Origin of the sequence: Delftia acidovorans NBRC 14950 (assembly GCF_001598795.1) — a bacterium.
GTDB classification, from domain to species: Bacteria; Pseudomonadota; Gammaproteobacteria; order Burkholderiales; family Burkholderiaceae_C; genus Comamonas; species Comamonas acidovorans.
In genome coordinates this window covers 53,578-72,013 of sequence record NZ_BCZP01000010.1, presented here as the reverse complement: position 1 = coordinate 72,013, position 18,436 = coordinate 53,578, and the positions used below count along the sequence as shown (strand labels likewise).

The 18,436-nt window shown below is 67.2% G+C and carries 15 protein-coding genes; 8 read left to right on the top strand and 7 right to left on the bottom strand.

All coding sequences use genetic code 11. The features are described from left to right. Nucleotides 1–19: 19 nt before the first annotated feature. Nucleotides 20–940, top strand: a complete 921-nt coding sequence (yddG, locus tag DA1_RS14900; RefSeq protein WP_034398072.1) for an aromatic amino acid DMT transporter YddG — start codon at nt 20–22, stop codon at nt 938–940. Here the strand turns inward: yddG and recX are convergent. Beyond that, nucleotides 937–1,413 (bottom strand): recombination regulator RecX, encoded by a 477-nt coding sequence (recX, locus tag DA1_RS14895; protein ID WP_034389797.1) that lies wholly within the window; start codon nt 1,411–1,413, stop codon nt 937–939. The genes yddG and recX overlap by 4 nt on opposite strands. Nucleotides 1,414–1,529: 116 nt before the next feature. Then, nucleotides 1,530–2,633 carry a recombinase RecA gene (gene recA / locus DA1_RS14890; protein ID WP_012202806.1) on the bottom strand — a complete coding sequence of 368 codons (1,104 nt, stop codon included), beginning with the start codon at nt 2,631–2,633 and terminating at the stop codon, nt 1,530–1,532. Nucleotides 2,634–2,780: 147 nt separating this feature from the next. Between recA and DA1_RS14885 the strand changes: the two genes are divergently transcribed. From DA1_RS14885 to DA1_RS14875, 3 genes are all read left to right on the top strand, one after another. Then, nucleotides 2,781–3,281 carry a MarR family winged helix-turn-helix transcriptional regulator gene (locus DA1_RS14885; protein ID WP_012202807.1) on the top strand — a complete coding sequence of 167 codons (501 nt, stop codon included), beginning with the start codon at nt 2,781–2,783 and terminating at the stop codon, nt 3,279–3,281. 99 nt (nt 3,282–3,380) lie between these two features. Then, entirely contained in the window at nt 3,381–4,055 is a 675-nt protein-coding gene (locus tag DA1_RS14880) for a response regulator (protein ID WP_012202808.1), read from the top strand. 94 nt (nt 4,056–4,149) lie between these two features. Then, nucleotides 4,150–5,652 (top strand): sensor histidine kinase, encoded by a 1,503-nt coding sequence (locus tag DA1_RS14875; protein WP_034389798.1) that lies wholly within the window; start codon nt 4,150–4,152, stop codon nt 5,650–5,652. Here DA1_RS14875 and DA1_RS14870 read toward each other — a convergent pair. Continuing rightward, the gene (locus DA1_RS14870; RefSeq protein WP_034389800.1) at nt 5,609–6,619 is read right to left on the bottom strand and encodes a LysR substrate-binding domain-containing protein; all 1,011 of its coding nucleotides are present in this window, start codon (nt 6,617–6,619) and stop codon (nt 5,609–5,611) included. The genes DA1_RS14875 and DA1_RS14870 overlap by 44 nt on opposite strands. Before the next feature lie 109 nt (nt 6,620–6,728). Here DA1_RS14870 and DA1_RS14865 point away from each other — a divergent pair, with 109 nt between their 5' ends. Both DA1_RS14865 and DA1_RS14860 read left to right on the top strand, forming a co-directional pair. Next, complete coding sequence (locus tag DA1_RS14865; RefSeq protein WP_012202811.1) at nt 6,729–7,697, top strand: Bug family tripartite tricarboxylate transporter substrate binding protein; 969 nt, start codon at nt 6,729–6,731, stop codon at nt 7,695–7,697. Between the two features lie 190 nt (nt 7,698–7,887). Continuing rightward, nucleotides 7,888–8,820 (top strand): N-formylglutamate amidohydrolase, encoded by a 933-nt coding sequence (locus tag DA1_RS14860; RefSeq protein WP_034389801.1) that lies wholly within the window; start codon nt 7,888–7,890, stop codon nt 8,818–8,820. 75 nt (nt 8,821–8,895) lie between these two features. On the opposite strand, the gene DA1_RS14855 is transcribed toward DA1_RS14860, so the two are convergent. The 3 genes from DA1_RS14855 to DA1_RS14845 are packed head-to-tail and all read right to left on the bottom strand — an operon-like array spanning nt 8,896 to nt 11,176. Continuing rightward, a complete protein-coding gene (locus DA1_RS14855; RefSeq protein ID WP_034389802.1) occupies nt 8,896–9,651 on the bottom strand; it encodes a hypothetical protein in 756 nt (251 codons plus the stop codon). 35 nt (nt 9,652–9,686) lie between these two features. Further along, nucleotides 9,687–10,517 carry a biotin--[acetyl-CoA-carboxylase] ligase gene (locus DA1_RS14850; protein WP_034389803.1) on the bottom strand — a complete coding sequence of 277 codons (831 nt, stop codon included), beginning with the start codon at nt 10,515–10,517 and terminating at the stop codon, nt 9,687–9,689. Next, the gene (locus tag DA1_RS14845; RefSeq protein ID WP_013804571.1) at nt 10,514–11,176 is read right to left on the bottom strand and encodes an SET domain-containing protein; all 663 of its coding nucleotides are present in this window, start codon (nt 11,174–11,176) and stop codon (nt 10,514–10,516) included. The genes DA1_RS14850 and DA1_RS14845 overlap by 4 nt, the downstream gene beginning before the upstream one ends. Before the next feature lie 127 nt (nt 11,177–11,303). Here DA1_RS14845 and DA1_RS14840 point away from each other — a divergent pair, with 127 nt between their 5' ends. Together DA1_RS14840 and DA1_RS14835 are read left to right on the top strand one after the other, a co-directional pair. After that, the gene (locus DA1_RS14840) at nt 11,304–14,228 is read left to right on the top strand and encodes a DNA topoisomerase III (RefSeq protein WP_034389805.1); all 2,925 of its coding nucleotides are present in this window, start codon (nt 11,304–11,306) and stop codon (nt 14,226–14,228) included. 114 nt (nt 14,229–14,342) lie between these two features. After that, on the top strand, nt 14,343–15,122 hold the full coding sequence (locus DA1_RS14835) for a tyrosine-protein phosphatase (protein ID WP_034398074.1): 780 nt from the start codon (nt 14,343–14,345) through the stop codon (nt 15,120–15,122). 698 nt (nt 15,123–15,820) lie between these two features. On the opposite strand, the gene DA1_RS14825 is transcribed toward DA1_RS14835, so the two are convergent. Continuing rightward, on the bottom strand, nt 15,821–18,346 hold the full coding sequence (locus tag DA1_RS14825) for a penicillin-binding protein 1A (RefSeq protein WP_034389807.1): 2,526 nt from the start codon (nt 18,344–18,346) through the stop codon (nt 15,821–15,823). Between the last annotated feature and the right edge of the window lie 90 nt (nt 18,347–18,436).

The window sequence follows — 18,436 nt, the reverse complement described above, 5'->3', positions numbered from 1 at the left end:
GCCGCGCGCAGCCATCGACGTGTCTTCCCTGCAGAACAACTCGCCCGTGGCCGCTGGCCGGGCCACCGCCATCGGACTGCTGGCCGTGGTGTGCTGGAGCTGCACCGTGGGCCTGATGCGCTCGGTGGCCGAGCCGCTGGGCGCCGTGGGCGGCGCCGCCATGCTCTACACGGTCAGCGCACTGTGCGTGGCCGCCGTGCGCGGCCTGCCCAGGCCCTCGCAGTGGCGGGCCATGCATCCGGCCTACTTCTGGGGCTGCGGCCTGCTGTTTGCGGTCTACGAGATCTGCCTGTCGCTGGCGATTGGCCTGGCGCAGGACCGCGCCCAGGCGCTGGAGCTGGGGCTGATCAATTACCTGTGGCCCAGCCTGACCATCGTTTTGGCCGTGCTGCTGCGCCAGCAGCATGCGCGCTGGTGGCTGTGGCCCGGCGTGCTGCTGTGCCTGTGGGGGCTGACGCGAGTACTGGGCGGTGATCCCCTGCAACTGCGAGGCATGGCGGACCACATGCTGTCCAACCCGCTGGCGTATGGACTCGCTTTTGGCGCGGCCCTGCTGTGGCCCTGCTATTCGCTGGCTGCGCGGCGCTGGGGCGGTGGCCACAATGCCGTGGGCCTTTTCCTGATATGGACTGCGCTGGCGTTGTGGATCAAATGGCTGTGGCTGGGCGGTGAAGGCGGCATGCAATGGTCGGGCACCGTGGTGCTGCAATTGCTGGCCGTGGGCGGGCTCACCGCCCTGGGCTACAGCTGCTGGGAGCACGGCATACAGCACGGGCATCTGGCCGTGATGGCTGCAGCCTCGTACTTCACGCCTGTGTTCTCGGCGCTGCTGGCCAGTGCCTGGCTGCAGGTGCAGCCGGGCTGGGGATTCTGGCAGGGCGTGGTGCTGGTGACCGTGGGGTCGCTGGTGTGCTGGGGTGCTACCCGGCGCGCAGACTAGCCTACGTCCTCTGCTCCCGCGTCCCAGTCTTCGCTGCGCCCCCGCAGCACCTTGCTCGCAATTTCTCCACCAAAACCGCGCGCAGCCAGAAAGCGCATCTGCTTGAGCCGTTCCTGCGGTGTGGCCGGTGGTGCGCCGAAGCGCTGGCGCCATACGGCAAGGGCGCGCTGCAGTTCGGTGGCGCGCAGTTGCTCTGCGGCGGCGCGCACCAGTCCGTCGTCCAGTCCCTTGTTGCGCAACTCCTGCACCACGCGTGCCGTGCCAAAGCGCGCGGCCTTGCGGTGCAGCACGGACTCGGCCACGCGCTGGGCACTGATGAAGCCGCGCTGCTCCAGCGCGTCGAGCATGGCGCCCAGGTCTTCGCCTTCCTCCACATGGGGGGCGAGCTTGCGTTCCAGCTCCAGCCGTGAATGTTCGCGCTGGCCCAGCAGCTTGAGCGCCCGGCCCTTGAGCGACAGCTTGGCGAATCCCATGCGGCAATGTCTCCTGAATCGTCCCGAATAAAAAAGGCGCAGACGTGAGCCTGCGCCAAGATGGCAAACACAGTGTGTGCAGGCGCGGCAGCGCCTGCAGTGAGGGGTCAGGCCGCTCAGGCTTCGATCACGCCGTCCTTGTCGGCCTTGGCCTTGCCCGCCTTGGCGGCCTTGGCTTCGGGGGCATCGCCACCGGCCGTGGGCAGCAGGGCAATGCCCAGGCTGTCGCGCACCTTGTTCTCGATCTCCACGGCCAGGCCACTGTTCTCGCGCAGGAATTCGCGGGCGTTGTCGCGGCCCTGGCCGATCTTCTCGCCGTTGTAGGCATACCAGGCGCCCGACTTGTCGAGGATCTTGGCGTTGACGCCCATGTCCAGGATTTCACCTTCGCGCGAGATGCCCTCGCCGAAGAGGATGTCGAACTCGGCGGTCTTGAACGGAGGCGAGACCTTGTTCTTGACGACCTTGACCTTGGTCTCGTTGCCGATGGCCTCGTCGCCCTTCTTGATGGTGCCGGTGCGGCGGATGTCCAGGCGGACCGAGGCGTAGAACTTCAACGCATTGCCGCCCGTGGTGGTTTCGGGGCTGCCGAACATCACGCCGATCTTCATGCGGATCTGGTTGATGAAGATGACCATGCAGTTGGTCTTCTTGATGGTGGCTGTCAGCTTGCGCAGCGCCTGGCTCATCAGGCGGGCCTGCAGGCCGGGCAACTGGTCGCCCATCTCGCCTTCGATTTCGGCCCGGGGTGTGAGGGCGGCCACCGAGTCCACGACGATCATGTCCACGGCACCCGAGCGCACCAGGCTGTCCACGATTTCCAGGGCCTGCTCGCCGGTATCGGGCTGGCTGATCAGCACTTCGTTGAGGTTCACGCCCAGCTTCTGGGCGTAGCTGGTGTCCAGTGCGTGCTCGGCGTCGATGAAGGCGCAGGTGCCGCCCTGCTTTTGCATTTCGGCGATGACCTGCAGCGTCAGCGTGGTCTTGCCCGAGGATTCAGGGCCGTAGATCTCGATCACGCGGCCACGGGGCAGGCCGCCAACGCCCAGGGCGATGTCCAGGCCCAGCGAGCCGGTGGAGACGACTTGGATGTCCTGGATGGCTTCGCCTTCACCCAGGCGCATGATCGTGCCCTTGCCGAACTGCTTTTCGATCTGGGCGAGTGCGGCCTGCAGGGCCTTGGCTTTTTCACTGTTGGCGGTGGTGACGGCGGTGTTCATGCGGACTCCTGGGTTGGCTGGGGTTTCAGCTCTGTATTTGCATTCAGGCTGGATGCTTGAACAGTAGTTTATGGGCTTGTTGGTTTGTTTTGTTGGTGTTTTTAGTCAGTTTTCCTGACTTGTTGGATTTGCCTCCACAATGCATCCATGAGTGAGTTTTCCCCCGTCACGCCGCCCGCCGACGCCTGGCGCCAGACCCACCTGGGCCGCCTGCTCGGCCATGCCATGCGGCGGTTCGACGCGCGTGTGCTGCAGCTCATGGCGCGCGATGTGGAGGTGCCGCTGGCGCTGTCCAATCTTGCGGCGCGCGACAAGGTGGGTGCGGCCCACATCCACATCACGCGGCATCTGTCGCTGGCTGGCGACAGGCTCACCGACCTGGCCGAGCGCGCTGGCATGACCAAGCAGTCCATGGGCGACCTGGTGGCCCAGTGCGAGGCCTGGGGCCTGGTCACGCGCGAGAGCGACGAGCGCGATGCGCGCGCGCGCCGCATCCGCTTCACGCCAGCGGGCCTGGCATGGCTGCAGGCCTTCCATGACGCCGTGTCCCAGGCCGAGGCCGAGTTCCGCGAGGAAGTCGGCGACGACATCGCCACCGTGGTGGCGCTGGGGCTGGAGGCCTATGCGGGCGGCGGCTCACTCGGGTAAGGTCCCTGCCCGTGGGGCGGGGCGCATCCTAGAATCCTAGGAATCAACGGCGCGCATTTCCAACATCCAGAGCGCGTCTGTATTTCAGGAGACAACCCCATGCGCATTCTGATTGCCGAAGACGACCAGGTCCTGGCCGATGGTCTGCTGCGCAGCCTGCGCGGCTCGGGCGCCGTGGTCAGTCATGTGGCCAACGGCAGCGAGGCCGATACCGCGCTGATGACCAGCAGCGAATTCGACCTGCTCATCCTGGACCTGGGTCTGCCCAAGATGCATGGGCTCGAAGTGCTCAAGAAGCTGCGCGGCCGGGGCGATGCGCTGCCGGTGCTGATCCTCACGGCGGCCGACAGCGTGGAAGAGCGCGTGCAGGGGCTGGACTACGGCGCCGACGACTACATGGCCAAGCCGTTTGCGCTGTCCGAGCTGGAGGCGCGTGTGCGCGCGCTCACGCGGCGCGGCATGGGTGGCGCCAGCAGCACCATCAAGCATGGCCCCCTGGTCTACGACCAGGCCGGCCGCGTGGCCACCATAGACGGCAAGATGGTCGAGCTGTCGGCGCGCGAGCTGGGCCTGCTGGAAGTGCTGCTGCAGCGTGCGGGCCGGCTGGTCAGCAAGGACCAGTTGGTCGAGCGCCTGTGCGAATGGGGCGACGAGGTCAGCAACAACGCCATCGAGGTCTATATCCACCGCCTGCGCAAGAAGATAGAGCGCGGCCCCATCCGCATCGCCACTGTGCGCGGCCTGGGCTACTGCCTTGAGAAGATCGCTTCCTGAGGCCGCTGCCCTGGCTGTCAGGCCCGGGTTGGCTTGCCTGCGCATAGTGGCGGATGCCACGGGGCCGTGAACCCGTCGTGAGGGCTGCCCGCCGATGAAAATCTTCCAGCGTGAACAGCGCTCACTGTTCGGCGAGATCCTTGACTGGATGCTCACGCCGCTGCTGCTGCTGTGGCCCGTGAGCCTGGCGCTGACCTGGCTGGTGGCCCAGGGCCTGGCCAACAAGCCGTTCGATCGCGCGCTGGAGTACAACGCCCAGGCGCTGGCGCAGCTGGTGATGGTGCAGCAGGGCAAGGTGCTGTTCAACCTGCCGCAATCGGCCAGCGAGATCCTGCGCGCCGACGAGTCGGACACCGTGTATTTCCAGGTGCTGGGCGTCAAGGGCGAGTACCTGGCCGGCGAGCGCGATCTGCCGCTGCCGCCTGAGTCCGACGATCCGCCATCCGGCGATCTATCGCCCGGCGGTGCACCGACCGGCGGGGCCGTGCAGCTGCGCGATGCGGAGTTTCGCGGCATTGACCTGCGCGTGGCCCATGTCTGGGTGCGCATGCCCCTGCCCGACGAGCCCCAGGCCCTGGTCCAGGTGGCCGAGACGCGCGAAAAGCGCAGCGTGCTGGCCACGGAAATCATCAAGGGCGTGATGCTGCCGCAGTTCGTCATCCTGCCCCTGGCCGCCTTGCTGGTGTGGCTGGCGCTGGCGCGCGGCATCAAGCCGCTGCACCGGCTGGAGGAGCGCATCCGCGCGCGCCGGCCCGAGGACCTCTCGCCCATCAACCACAAGGACGTGCCGCTGGAAGTCGTGCCGCTGGTGGACTCGGTCAACGACCTGCTGGGCCGGCTCGGTGATTCGCTGGCCACGCAAAAGCGCTTCCTGGCCGACGCGGCCCACCAGCTCAAGACACCGCTGGCCGGGCTGCGCATGCAGGCCGAACTGGCCCAGCGCGAGGGCGTGAGCACGGAGGAGTTGCGGCAGTCCCTGGCACAGATCGCGCGCTCCAGCATCCGCGCCACGCACACGGTGAACCAGTTGCTGGCGCTGGCGCGAGCCGAGAGCGCCGGCGTGGGCCGCGGCTTGGCCATGCAGCCCTGCAACCTGGTGCGCATCGTCACCGACGTGGTGCGCGACTGCCTGCCGCGCGCCATGGACAAGCATGTGGACCTGGGATACGACGGCGCCGAGTCATCGGCCACGGGCGTCTGGCTGCAGGGCAACGCCACGCTGCTGACGGAGCTGGTGCGCAATCTCGTGGACAACGCCATCAACTACACGCCTTCCAGCAGCAGCCGGCCCGGCATGGTCACGGTGCGCGTGCTGGCCGACCCCTTCGGCCAGGTCCTGTTGCTGCAGGTGGAGGATTCGGGACCGGGCGTGCCCGAGGCCGAGCGCGAGCTGGTGTTCCAGCCGTTCTACCGCGTGCTGGGCTCGGAGGCCGATGGCTCGGGCCTGGGCCTGCCCATCGTGCTGGAGATCGCGCGCCAGCATGGCGCCCAGGTGGTGCTGGAAGATGCGCATCCTGGCCAGCAGCCGCCGGGTGCGCGTTTCAGCGTGCGCTTTAAGGCGCTGCGCTCGCCGCCGTCGCCCAAGCCTGCGGCGTAGGTGGCGGGGCTTCCCCGGCTGCCGCAGATTCCCCGGGAGCCACAGGCGCCACCGCGATCCGTCCCGGCGTCTGCGCGGCATGGTCCACCAGCCAGTTGCGGAAGATGCCCAGGGTGCCGTGGTTGGCGCGGTCGGCCGGATAGCACAGCCAGTAGCCCAGGGCGCTCTGGTAGCCGTGCTGGGGCAGGGGCTCGTTCACCAGGCCGGCCGCGATCTCGTCCTGCACCAGGCAGCGCGGCACCAGGGCGATGCCCATGCCGGCCATGACGGCGCGGATGATGGTCTGGAACTGGTCGAACTGCGGGCCCGCAAGGGGGCTGATGCCGTTGACGCCATGGGCCTCGCTCCAGCGCGCCCAGGCATCGGGAATGGTCACATGGCGCAGCCGGGTGCAGCGCGCCACGTCCTGGGGCGTGGTGATGCGTGCCTCGGGACCCGCGCCGCGCGGCGGTGCGATCAGCGCCACCTGGCGGCCCACCAGGTAGTGGGCATGCGCGCCATTCCAGTGCCCGTCGCCAAACAAAATTGCGCAGTCCAGCCCCGGACTGTCAAATTGGTAGCTGTGTACGTAGGGTACAAAGTGCAGCGTGATCTGTGGATAGCGCTGCTGAAACTGGGGCAGCCTGGGGATCAGCCACTTGGCCGCGAAAGTCGGCAGCGATGACAGGTGCAGCGCGCCTCGGCTGTCATCGCTGGTGATGAGTTCGAGGGTGGCTGCCTCCAGCTGGCCCAGCAGGGCGCGCACTGCGCGCTCATAGCGCTCGCCCGCGGGCGTCAGCCTCAAGCGCTTGCGCTCGCGTTCGAACAGCGGCACGCCCACCCATTTCTCCAGCTCCTGGATCTGCTTGCTGACTGCGCTTTGCGTCAGGTGCAAGGCTTCGGCCGCGCGCGAGACGCCCCCGAAGCGCACCACGGTGGAGAAAGCGCGCAGCAGATGCGTGGGCGGGTTGAGGCGGCGCAAACTCATGACAGGGATATGATGAAAGTATTCCTGTTTGGAATATTAACAGGCACAGTATTTGCTTTTTTTGTGAGCAGATTTCTTTTAATCTGAACTTGTTTGTAAGAAAGATCCTATGCAACGACGTCATTTCCTTGCTTCCATCGCCGCTTCTTCTGTCGTTCCTGGAATGTCCTTCGCCCAGGACACATCCCGTCCCCTGCGCATCGTCGTTCCGTTCCCTGCTGGTGGCTCCACCGACATGGTCCCGCGCAACATGCAGGACGTGCTGCCCAAGCTGCTGGGCGGCCAGGCCGTGGTGATCGAAAACAAGGCCGGCGCTGGCGGCTCCATCGGCATGGCCGAAGTGGCGCGTGCCACCGACGGCGTGACCTTCGGCATTGCCACGCTGTCCACACACGGCGTGAACCCCGCCGTATTCAAGAAGCTGCCCTACGACGCCATCAACGACTTCGTCGGCGTGACCGAGATCGTCAAGGCGCCTGGCGTGATCGTGATCAACCCCAAGCTGGTGCCCGCCAACAACTTCGCCGAGTTCGTGAAGTACCTGAAGGCCAACCCCGGCAAGGTCAGCTTCGCAACACCCGGCAACGGCACCATCGGCCACATGTGGGGCGCCCAGTTCATGAAGAGCACGGGCACCGAGATGCAGCACATTCCGTACCGCGGTGCAGGCCCGGCCATCAACGACGTGCTCGGCGGCCAGGTTCCCGTGTACTTCGACCAGGTGGCTTCCTCGCTGCCCCACATCAAGGGCGGCAAGGTCAAGGCCCTGGCCGTGTCTTGGCATGAGCGCCTGGACGTGCTGCCCGACGTGCAGACCTACGCCGAAGCCGGCCATGCCGACCTGAACGATCCTTCGTGGTTCGGCCTGGTGGCCCCCAAGAGCACGCCGCCCGAGCAGATCGCCCGCGTGCAAAAGGCCATCGCGGCCGCGCTCAAGGACCCGGCCGTGCAAAAGCGCATGGCGGCCCAGGGCCTGTACATCTCCGGTACCAGCAGCGACGCTTTCACCAAGCAGATCGCCAGCGAAGTCGCCAAGATGAAGAAGATTGCCGCCACGGCCCAGATCCAGCTGGATTAAGGCTCCCACGGAGGCGCTTCGCGCCTTCCCCCTCTCCCGCTTCGCGCCTTCCCCCTCTCCCGCTTCGCGGGAGGGGGACCACGCCCTCGCTGCGGGACGGCCCTTGCTGGGCGTGCCTGATATGAGGCTGCGCCCTGTTCATGGAGTGCGCCCGGCGAGTGGCGTCTGCACAACCGAGTAGACACATCTCATGCATCCCGTCCTGCGACTGATCAGTCAGAACTTCCTGCAATCCCTGCCCGGCGCGGCAGGCTCCGGCGCGGCCGATGCCGCGCCGCCCATGGTCACCAGCGTTGCCGGCGCCAGTGCCGTGGTGCTGGACTCGCCGCACAGCGGCACGGTCTACCCGGCGGACTTTGGCTCCTGCCTGCCGCTGGCCACGCTGCGCCAGGCCGAGGACACGCATGTGGAGAAGATCTACGCCTTTGCACCGGGTCTGGGCGTGAGCTGGGTGGAGGCGCATTTCCCGCGCATCTACCTGGATGCCAACCGCGACACCACCGAGATCGACACCACCATGATCGAGGGCCAGTGGCCGCTGCCCGTCACCACCGACCAGGTCGTGCTGCAGAAGGTGCGCCTGGGCAAGGGCCTGATCTGGAAGTTCACCGATGAAGGCGTGCCCATCTATGACCGCCAGCTGCCCGCCGCTGAACTGCTGCAGCGCATCGAGCGCTGCTGGAAGCCCTACCACGCCGCCGTGGAGCGCGCCATCGACGGCGCCCATGCGCGCCATGGCTACAGCATCCATATCAACTGCCACTCCATGCCTTCCGTCGCCGCCAGCCATGCCACGCTGCACCCGGGCCTGGTCCATGCCGACTTCGTCATCGGCGACCGCGACGGCAGCACGGCCAGCCCGGCGCTGTCCGAGCGCATCTGCGCCTTCCTGCGCGAGCGCGGCTACAGCGTGGACTACAACCATCCCTACAAGGGCGTGGAGCTGGTGCGCCGCTACGGCAAGCCCGCCGAGCACCGCCACAGCATCCAGATCGAGATCAACCGCAAGCTCTACATGAACGAGCAGACCCTGGATCTCGACCAGGCCGGCTACCTGCGCCTGACCACCGACCTGAAGGTGCTGGTGGAGCAGCTGATGGCCACCGATCCGCGTACGCTCTGAAGCCCCTGCGAGTGAAATGCAAAAGGCCCGCGATCCTGTGATCGCGGGCCTTTTTTCATCGTGCCCTGGCGGGGTTCAGCAGGGCCTGAACGGCTTGCCCTCGAAGGCCTTGCCGCCCATGGACTCGACCTGGCTGCGCAGCGCGGGCGTGGCCTGGGGCAGGCGCAGCGTGTAGAGGGTGATGTCGGGGCGCTCCTGCACCACGCGGGCCGTGCGCACGCCCTGGCGCGCAACGTTGGTCAGCTCGCGCGTGGCCGCTTCCTCGGAGGAGAAGCGACCCAGCGACAGGCCGGGCTCCAGTGCGCCGCCCGCGCGGTCAAAGTCGATCTTGCGTGCACGCAGTTCCGCCCGCTTGCGCTCCAGGAACTCGGCATCGGGGAATTTGCCCATGTAGACCATCCAGCGGCCCGGCTGGTGCGTGCTGCTCAGGTCCCATTGGTCGCTGGCGACCTGGGCGATGAGGCCGCGGCGCAGCGCCTCGGCATGGCGGTCTTCGATGCCCGTGGCCACCAGGCAACTGGTGGGCTGGCCCGCGGCTTTCTCGGGGCGAGCCGGTGCGGCGGGTTCCTCGCCACTGGCAGGAGCCGCGGGTGCTGCGGGTGTGGCGGGTGCCGCAGGGGATGCAGGAGCCGTGCCCGGGGTGGCCGAGGAGGGAGCCGGCGCGTTGTCCACACTCAGCAGGCTCAGCGCCTCCGGGCGCACCTGCTGGCCCAGGCGCTCGGGCTCGGTCTGGGATGGCGGTGCCAGGCCCAGGGCCTGGAGCTGGCCGTGGTTCCAGAGGTAGTAGCCGGCATTGGCCAGCACCAGCAGCAGGAAGGCGATTCGCAGCATGTCGTTTCTTGGGCCCTAGTGATGAGTCACCCGCCCTAGCCTACAGCAGCCGGGCGCACGCTGATTTCCGAGCTGGTGACGGCCTGCAGGCCGCGCGCCGTGCGCACCAGCAGCGCGCCATCGGGGCCCACGCCCTCGGCCGTGCCGCTTTCGCCATCGCTGAGATTGACGGCGCGGCCACGCAGCAGGTCGCGCTGGGCAAAGCGCTCCACCAGCGGCGCAAAGCCCTGGGCGGCAAAGGTCTGTATGTCGGAGACCAGGCCCGGCAGCACGCAGGCCAGGGCGGTGGGTGCGTCCAGGCGTTCGTCCAGCTCCAGCAGGCTGGCCGGGGGCGTGCGCATGCCGTCGCCGGGGCGCGGGCGCACGTTCAGGCCGATGCCCACGACCACGTAGCGCGGCGTGCCGGGCTCATGCGCGGCGCTGCCGACAAAGCTGGCCGTCTCGATCAGGATGCCGCCGAGCTTGCGGTCGCCGTCGATCCACAGGTCGTTGGGCCATTTGAGGCCGATGCGCGGGCGCTGCGAGCCCGGGGCGGGCAATTGCGGCTGCAGGCTTTGCGCCACGCTCAGGCCCACGGCCAGCGACAGGCCGGACCAGTCGGCAGGCGCCAGCGGCATGCCCAGCGAGAAGGTCAGCGAATCGCCCACGCCGCTGGTCCACTGGCGGCCCAGCCGGCCCCGGCCGGCGGTCTGCACTTCGGTCACCAGCAGCACGGGTTCGTTGCGGCCATCGCGGGCGCGCGCCATCAGCTCGGTATTGGTCGAGCCGATGCTGGGCACGATTTCCACGGAAAAGCCCGGCAACTGCGGCTCGATGGCCTGCCACAGCGATTCCGCAGGCCAGTGAATGGGGGACGATGCCATCATGCGCCGGCCTTTGTGGAGGATTTGCGGGATTTTTTCCTTGGCTTTTGGGGGGCCTTTTCCAAGGGCTTTTCCAAAGGCTTTTCCGCTTTGACCTGCTGCTTTTTGGCCCGCTTTGTCTTTTCAGATTGTTCCGATGCCGGCTTTGCGCTGGCCGGCAATGCATCGCCGGGCATGGGCGGGCGCCAGCCGCGCTTGGGCGCCAGCAGCGTGCCGCGGCAGGTGGCTGCGCCGCACCAGCATGGATACTCGGCCTTCAGCTTCCTGGTGTAGGGTTCGTCGATGATCAGGCCGTAGTCGTAGCTCAGCTCCTCGCCGGCGGCGATGTTGCGCAGCGCGACGATGAAAATCCGGCCATCGCGCTCGTCGGTGTAGCAATTGGGAGCGCAGCTGTGGTTGATCCAGCGCGAGGAGTTGCCGCCATAGTTGGCGTCGATCACGCGGTCTTCGTCCACGTGGAAGTAGAAGGTATGGTTGGGCTGGCTGGGGTCGTGCGGATGCCGGTCCTGGGCTTCCTGCCAGCTGACGATTTCCCCTACGTACTCGACAAGGACCTCTCCTTCGGCAAGATCCTGCGCGGCGAAGACGCCCTTGCCATGGACACCCGAGCGGCGGGTCTGGATACGGCGGCCGCCGGAAGGGGCCAAAGCTGTGCGGGGCATGTTTTCTCTGATAACTTGAATAGGCACACATGCGCGTGCGCGTACACGTACGTACACGCGTGAGCCATGGATTGTAGAAGCGCAGGCTGCGACATGCAGGTCCTGCGGGGAATGACGAGTACACACAATGACAAAGACCCTGGTGATTGCTGAGAAGCCTTCGGTCGCGCAGGACATCGTCCGCGCGTTGACTCCGGTGGCGGGCAAATTCGACAAGCACGATGAATACTTCGAGAGCGAGCACTACGTCGTGACCAGCGCCGTGGGCCACCTGGTGGAAATCCAGGCACCCGAGGAATTCGACGTCAAGCGCGGCAAATGGAGTTTTGCCAACCTGCCGGTGATTCCGCCGTATTTCGACCTCAAGCCCGTGGACAAGACCAAGAGCCGGCTCAATGCCGTGGTCAAGCTGGCCAAGCGCAAGGATGTCACCGAACTCATCAACGCCTGCGACGCGGGCCGCGAGGGTGAGCTGATCTTCCGCTTGATCGAGCAGTACGCCGCAGGCGCCAAGCCCGACGGCAAGGGCCTGGGCAAGCCGGTCAAGCGCCTGTGGCTGCAGTCCATGACGCCGCAGGCCATCCGCGACGGCTTCCAGAACCTGCGCAGCGACGCGCAGATGCTGGGCCTGGCCAGCGCCGCGCGCAGCCGCTCCGAGGCCGACTGGCTGGTGGGCATCAACGGCACGCGCGCCATGACGGCCTTCAATTCGCGCGATGGCGGCTTCTTCCTGACCACCGTGGGCCGAGTGCAGACGCCCACGCTGTCCCTGGTGGTGGAGCGCGAGGAAAAGATCCGCAAGTTCGTGAGCCGCGACTACTGGGAAGTGCATGCCGCCTTCGATGCGCAGGCCGGGCAGTACCTGGGCAAGTGGTTCGACACGCAATGGAAGAAGAGCGAGGATGCGGAAGCCCGCGCCGACCGCATCTGGAACCAGCGCGACGCCCAGGCCATTGCCGACGCCGTGCGCGGCAAGCCGGCCCAGGTCACCGAGGAGTCCAAGCCCACGTCCCAGGCCAGCCCGCTGCTGTTCGACCTGACCAGTTTGCAGCGCGAGGCCAACGGCAAGTTCGGCTTCTCGGCCAAGACCACGTTGTCGCTGGCGCAAAGCCTGTACGAGCGCCACAAGGCCCTGACCTACCCGCGTACCGACTCGCGTGCCCTGCCCGAGGACTACGTGCCCGTGGCGCACCAGACCTTCGCCATGCTGGCTGGCAGCGGCATGCGCCACCTGGCACCCTTTGCCCAGCAGGCGCTGGACGAGAACTACGTGCGCCCGACCAAGCGCATCTTCGACAACAGCAAGGTGTCGGATCACTTTGCCATCATCCCGACCACGCAGGCGCCCAGCGGCCTGTCCGAGGCCGAGCAAAAGCTCTATGACCTCGTCGTGCGCCGCTTCATGGCCGTGTTCTTCCCCAGCGCCGAGCACCAGGTGACCACGCGCATCAGCAAGGTCGAGCAGCACAGCTTCAAGACCGAAGGCAAGATCCTGGTCAAGCCCGGTTGGCTGGCCATCTACGGCAAGGAGGCCGCCAACGAGGTCGAAGGCGGCAAGGACGGCGACAAGGGCCAGCCTCTGGTCGCGGTGCAGCCCGGCGAGCAGCCGCGCGCCGGCCAGGTCGATCCCAAGGGCCTCAAGACCAAGCCGCCCGCGCGCTACTCCGAAGCCACGCTGCTGGGAGCCATGGAAAGCGCCGGCAAGCAGGTCGAGGACGACGAGCTGCGCGAGGCCATGCAGGAAAAGGGCCTGGGCACGCCTGCCACGCGCGCGGCCATCATCGAAGGCCTGCTGACCGAAAAGTACATGCTGCGCGAAGGCCGCGAGCTGATTCCCACGGCCAAGGCCTTCCAGCTCATGACCCTGCTGCGTGGCCTGGGCGTGGAAGAACTCTCGCGCGCCGACCTCACCGGCGAATGGGAGTACAAGCTGGCGCAGATGGAAAAGGGCCAGCTCTCGCGCGATGCCTTCATGCAGCAGATCCAGTCCATGACGGAAAAGCTGGTCAAGAAGGCCAAGGAATACGACCGAGACACCGTGCCCGGCGACTACGCCACCCTGTCCACGCCTTGCCCCAACTGCGGCGGCGTGGTCAAGGAGAACTACCGCCGCTACGGCTGCACGGGCAGCGACGGACAGGGCGCGGGCTGCGGCTTCTCGTTCACCAAGTCGCCTGCAGGCCGCACCTTCGAGACGGCCGAGGCCGAGCAACTGCTGCGCGACCGCCGCCTGGGCCCGCTGGACGGCTTTCGCTCCAAGGCAGGCTGGCCCTTCGTGGCCGAGGTCACCATCGTGCACGATGAGGAAGGCGGCAACTACAAGCTCGAGTTCGACTTTGGCGACGACGCCGCCTCCGAAGACACGGGCGAGCTGGTGGACTTTGCCAGCCAGCAATCGCTGGGCCCCTGCCCCAAGTGCGGCGCGCCCGTCTTCGAACACGGCAGCAACTACGTCTGCGCCAAGGCCGTGCCCACGCTGGCCCAGGCCACGCCCAGCTGCGACTTCAAGAGCGGCCAGATCATCCTGCAGCAGCCCATAGAGCGCGAGCAGATGCAAAAGCTGCTGCAGACCGGCAAGACCGACCTGCTGGACAAGTTCGTCTCCAACCGCACGCGCCGCAGCTTCAAGGCCTTCCTGGTCTGGGATGGCGCGGCCGGCAAGGTGAACTTCGAGTTCGAGCAGCGCGACAGCAAGTACCCGCCGCGCAAGACGGCGGCCGCCAAGAGCGCGCCGGCCAAGAAGGCGCCTGCCAAGAAAGCCGCGGCCAAGACCACGGCAAAGACGGCCACCAAGACCGCCACCAAGACCGCGCGCAAGCCGGCCGCCGGCACGCTGCAGCCCAGCGCGGCCCTGGCCGCCGTCATCGGCGAAGGCACGGTGGCGCGTACCGAAGTGGTCAAGAAGCTGTGGGAATACGTCAAGGCCCAGAACCTGCAGGACCCCAAGGACAAGCGCGTCATCCGCGCCGATGACAAACTGCGGCCCGTCTTCGGCAAGGACAGCGTGAACATGTTCGAGCTGGCCGGCATCGTGGGCAAGCATCTGGCGTAAGGCGCCTGCCTGACCTGATCCTGCGACCCGCTTTTGCACCTTGCCGGAGCGGGTCGCCGGCCTGACACGGGGACAACACATGCTTGGGCTAATCTAGCGGGCATGGATACCGAAATGCTCACCCCGGCAGCGGCTGCCGCCGCTGCTTCTTCCCCGGCGCCCTCGCGCTCCATCCGCCTGGACGGCGCCTCCAACTTCCGAGACCTCGGTGGCTACGCGGGCCTGGATGGCCGGCGCGTGCGCTGGCGCACGCTGTTCCGTGCCGACCACCTGGCCGGCCTCAGCGCAGCGGACCTGGACGTGCTGCAGGGCCTGAAGCTCGCGCGCAGCGCGGACTTCCGGGGCAAGATGGAAAGCGCCCACCTGGCCTACGAATGGCCGGGCATTGCCCGCCATGCGCTCATCGTCGAGCCCACCGTGGTGCAGCGCGCCAGTGCCCTGATCGCTGCAGGCAACGACCTCACGGCCGCCCATGCCGAGGAGCTGATGCAGGACACCTACCGCAGCTTCGTGCACGACTACGCGCCACGCTTTGCACAGCTGTTCCAACTGCTGCTGGACAGCCAGGACCCGCTGGTCTTCCACTGCACGGCCGGCAAGGACCGCACGGGCTGGGCCGCCGCTCTGCTGCTCACCGCGCTGGGCGTGGACGAGGACACCGTGATGCAGGACTACCTGCTGACCAACCAGCTCTACCAGCGCCCCGCCACCACCTTCGCCCCCATGCCTGCCGAGGTGATGGATGTGCTGTGGCGCGTGCAGGCCTCCTACCTGGCGGCGGCCACCGACATGGTGCGGGCCGACTTCGGTGGAATGCAGGGGTATCTGCGGGATGCGCTGGGCATCGACAGCGCTGCACGCGAGCGGCTGGCTGCGCTTTACCTGGAAGGGTGATTACCTTCGCTCACGGGGCGGCGGGTTGGCGCGGCTAACATGGGCTGTGCCGGTCGGTTGCGCCGGAGATGAAGGAGATTGCGATGAAGTACGGCATGCGTGGGCTGGCCGCGATGGTGCTGGTGGCCTTGAGTGTGGGGCTGGCTGGCTGTGCGGGCGGGGTGCCTGGGGATGTTTCGGGGAGCCAGGCGTCCAGTGGCAGTGGGGTGACGGTGTTTGGGACTGTGGATGCCAATGTGAGTCATACGCGGACTTCGCGGTGACTCGGTTTGTGCTTTGATTCTTTCGCCGGATTTGTCCCTGCCGGGTGGTTGTTTTTCGAGGCCGGGTTTCGGCCCGGCGGCCGACCGACTTTCTTGCCGCGCGGCAAGAAAGTAGGCAAAGAAGCGCGCCCCACTGCCCACGACCCTTCGCTTCGCTACGGGCGACCTGCGTTGGGCGGGATGCGGGGTGCGCCGTGAAACTCGTTGCGCGCTGCGCGCTTCACTCAAACATCACGGCGAGCTAGACAACGAAGCAGCCCTGTCCTTCGGCAGGGCTGCCACCCCGCATCCCGCCCAACGCAGGCGTGGGCAGAAGGGGAGAGGCTGAAGGACAGCCAACAGCCAACAGCCAACAGCCAACAGCCAACAGCCAACAGCCAACAGCCAACAGCCAACAGCCAACAGCCAGCAGCCAACAGCCAGCAGCCAGCAGGGTCAGGGCTGGATCGGCGTGATCACTACGCCGGTGCCTGCGGGGACGTCTTCGCCGCTGGGCAGGGCTGGCGTGGCGGGGGTGGCTTCCTGCACTGCGCGCTGGTCCGTGGGGCCCAGTGTGCCCTGGGTGAGGGGGATGCTGGGGGCGGGCAGGGTGGGAGTGCTTTCTATGATTTCCTCGCCGGGCGACAGGCCCGGGCCGGGTGGCTCCGTGGGCTCGGGTGCGGGTTCAGGGGCCGGTGCTGGCTCCGGGGTGGTGGGTTGGCCGGGCTGTGCGGGCGGCGGCTGGTCAGGCCACCAGTCCTGCATGCGTTCGCGCAGGCGGCCGACCATGTCGGACCACCAGTGGCTTTGTTCGGGCGGCTCGAAGCGGGCCTTGGCGTCGATGACAGGGCTGCGCAGGGCGCGGGACATGAAGTCTCCCACCATGGGCAGGGCGCTGCGCGAGCCCTGGCCCCAGCGGTCGCTGCGCAGGGTGATGCGCGGGTCGTTGAAGCCGGCCCAGGCGCCGGTGACGATTTCCGGGTGCATGAGGATGAACCAACCGTCGGCATTGCCCTGGGTGGTGCCGGTCTTGCCGGCCACGTCTGCGTGGATGCCGTAGCGCTGGCGCACGGCCACGGCCGTGCCTTTGTCCACCACGGCGCGCAGCATGTCCACCAGGGCGTAGGCGTGGTCTTCGTCCAGCGCGCGCTCGGGCTTGGGCGGGCTGAATTCGGCGATGACTTTGCCCTCGGCGTCCTCGATGCGCGTGACCATCATGGGCGGCAGCCAGCGGCCACCGTGGGCCAGGCTGGCATAGGCGTTGACCATTTCCAGCAGTGACACGGGGCTGCTGCCCAGGGCCAGGGCGGGCACTTCGTCCAGCGGGCTTTGGCGCACGCCCAGGGCGCGCGCCAGGCGCGCCACGCGGGCGGGGCCCACGGACTGCATGACTTCGGCGGTGATGGTGTTCTTGGAGTAGGCCAGGGCGTCGCGCAGCGTCATCTCGCGGCCCGTGGGTGGCGTGGCGTCGGTGGGGCGCCAGACTTCGCCGCCGGGCAGCTTGATTTCCACGGGGCCGTCCACGCGCTTGTCGTCGGGGGTGGCGCCCTGCTGCAGCGCGGCGCCATAGACAAAGGGCTTGAAGGTCGATCCGGGCTGTCGCCGTGCCTGCTGCACATGGTCGTAGGCGTCCTGCGTGAAGTCGCGGCTGCCCACCCAGGCCAGCACTTCGGAGGTGGCCGGGTTCAGCGCCACAAAGCCTGCCTGCACGCGGGTCTTGTCCTCGCGCAGCTGCTTCATGAAGGCCTTGTCGGCCAGCAGGGCCTTGAGGGTGTCTTCCTCGCTGTCTTTGTCCGTTACCTTGTCCTTGCCTTGGCCGTCCGCGCGTTTGCGCGCCGCGCGCCAGGCGGGGGTCTCCCGCACCAGCTGTTGCACCAGCGGGTTGGCGGCATTCCAGCCGTCGCGCTGGCTCCAGGCGCCGTTGGCCACGCCCTGCAGCGTGCGCGTCTGGCGCGCCACGGCCTGGTTGGCCCAGTTCTGCAGGCGCGAGTCGATGGTGGTGTGCACCACCAGGCCGTCGGTGTAGATGTTGTAGTCGTTGCGGTCGGCCCAGTCGATCAGCCATTTGCGCAGCTGCTGCGCGAAGTGGGGTGCCATGCCCAGGGGCTCTTCCTGGCGCTCGAAGTTGATGCGCATGGGGCGCTTCTTGAGCTGGGCGAACTCGGCCTCCTGCAGCACGCCGCGCTTGACCATTTGCGACAGCACCGTGTTGCGGCGGTACAGCGCGCGGTCGGGGTTGAGCACCGGGTTGTAGTAGCTCGTGCCCTTGAGCATGCCCACCAGCGTGGCGCTTTCCAGCACCGTCAGCCGCGCGGCCGGTTTGTCGAAATAGGTGCGCGCCGCCATCTCTATGCCGAAGGCGTTGTAGAGGAAAGGCACGGTGTTCAGATAGGTCTCGAGGATCTCGTCCTTGGTGTAGAGCGCCTCGATCTTGAAGGCCGTGATCGCCTCCTTGAGCTTGCGGTTGAGCGTGGGCGCGCGGCCGATTTCGGTCGGGTACAGGTTGCGTGCGAGCTGCTGGGTGAGGGTGGAGCCGCCCTGCGGATCGCCGCGCAGCGTGTGCACCACCGAGCCCAGCGTGCGCCGCCAGTCCATGCCGTGGTGCTCGTAGAAGCGGTGGTCCTCCGTGGCGATCAGCGCCTTGATCACCGAGGGCGACATCTCGTCGAGCTTCACCCATTGCCGGTTGCTGCGCTTGAACTGCGCGAGCTGCTTGCCATCCGCGCTCATGATCTGGGCGGGCTGCTCCAGCTTGGCCTTGCGTATGTCGCGGATGCCGGGCGTGAACGGGATCAGGGCCAGCACATACAGCGCAAACAGCAGCGGCAGCGCGGCGGCGAACAGCAGCCATTCGCGCCGCGTGGGCCAGCGGTGCCACCAGGGCAGGGCCGCCACGCGCTGGCCGATGCGGCTGGCCAGCAGCCTTTGCCAGGCTGTGAGCACAGCGTCGGGCAGCTTCAAGTCATTGAAAGAAAAGCGCATATTGCAAGACGGCCCTGATGACAGGACATCAGGGCCGATAGGGCGGGACCATTCCGCGAAGCCGAGAGAATGCCCAAAAAAACGGCACCC

Coding starts and splice junctions, on each gene's coding strand:
- recA (WP_012202806.1), bottom strand. CDS start 2,633: ATGAACACCGCCGTCACCACCGCCAACAGTGAAAAAGCCAAGGCCCTG.
- DA1_RS14870 (WP_034389800.1), bottom strand. CDS start 6,619: ATGAGTTTGCGCCGCCTCAACCCGCCCACGCATCTGCTGCGCGCTTTC.
- DA1_RS14825 (WP_034389807.1), bottom strand. CDS start 18,346: ATGCGCTTTTCTTTCAATGACTTGAAGCTGCCCGACGCTGTGCTCACA.
- DA1_RS14880 (WP_012202808.1), top strand. CDS start 3,381: ATGCGCATTCTGATTGCCGAAGACGACCAGGTCCTGGCCGATGGTCTG.
- DA1_RS14835 (WP_034398074.1), top strand. CDS start 14,343: ATGCTCACCCCGGCAGCGGCTGCCGCCGCTGCTTCTTCCCCGGCGCCC.
- DA1_RS14875 (WP_034389798.1), top strand. CDS start 4,150: ATGAAAATCTTCCAGCGTGAACAGCGCTCACTGTTCGGCGAGATCCTT.
- DA1_RS14855 (WP_034389802.1), bottom strand. CDS start 9,651: ATGCTGCGAATCGCCTTCCTGCTGCTGGTGCTGGCCAATGCCGGCTAC.
- DA1_RS14860 (WP_034389801.1), top strand. CDS start 7,888: ATGCATCCCGTCCTGCGACTGATCAGTCAGAACTTCCTGCAATCCCTG.
- DA1_RS14840 (WP_034389805.1), top strand. CDS start 11,304: ATGACAAAGACCCTGGTGATTGCTGAGAAGCCTTCGGTCGCGCAGGAC.
- DA1_RS14845 (WP_013804571.1), bottom strand. CDS start 11,176: ATGCCCCGCACAGCTTTGGCCCCTTCCGGCGGCCGCCGTATCCAGACC.
- DA1_RS14865 (WP_012202811.1), top strand. CDS start 6,729: ATGCAACGACGTCATTTCCTTGCTTCCATCGCCGCTTCTTCTGTCGTT.
- recX (WP_034389797.1), bottom strand. CDS start 1,413: ATGGGATTCGCCAAGCTGTCGCTCAAGGGCCGGGCGCTCAAGCTGCTG.
- DA1_RS14850 (WP_034389803.1), bottom strand. CDS start 10,517: ATGATGGCATCGTCCCCCATTCACTGGCCTGCGGAATCGCTGTGGCAG.
- DA1_RS14885 (WP_012202807.1), top strand. CDS start 2,781: ATGAGTGAGTTTTCCCCCGTCACGCCGCCCGCCGACGCCTGGCGCCAG.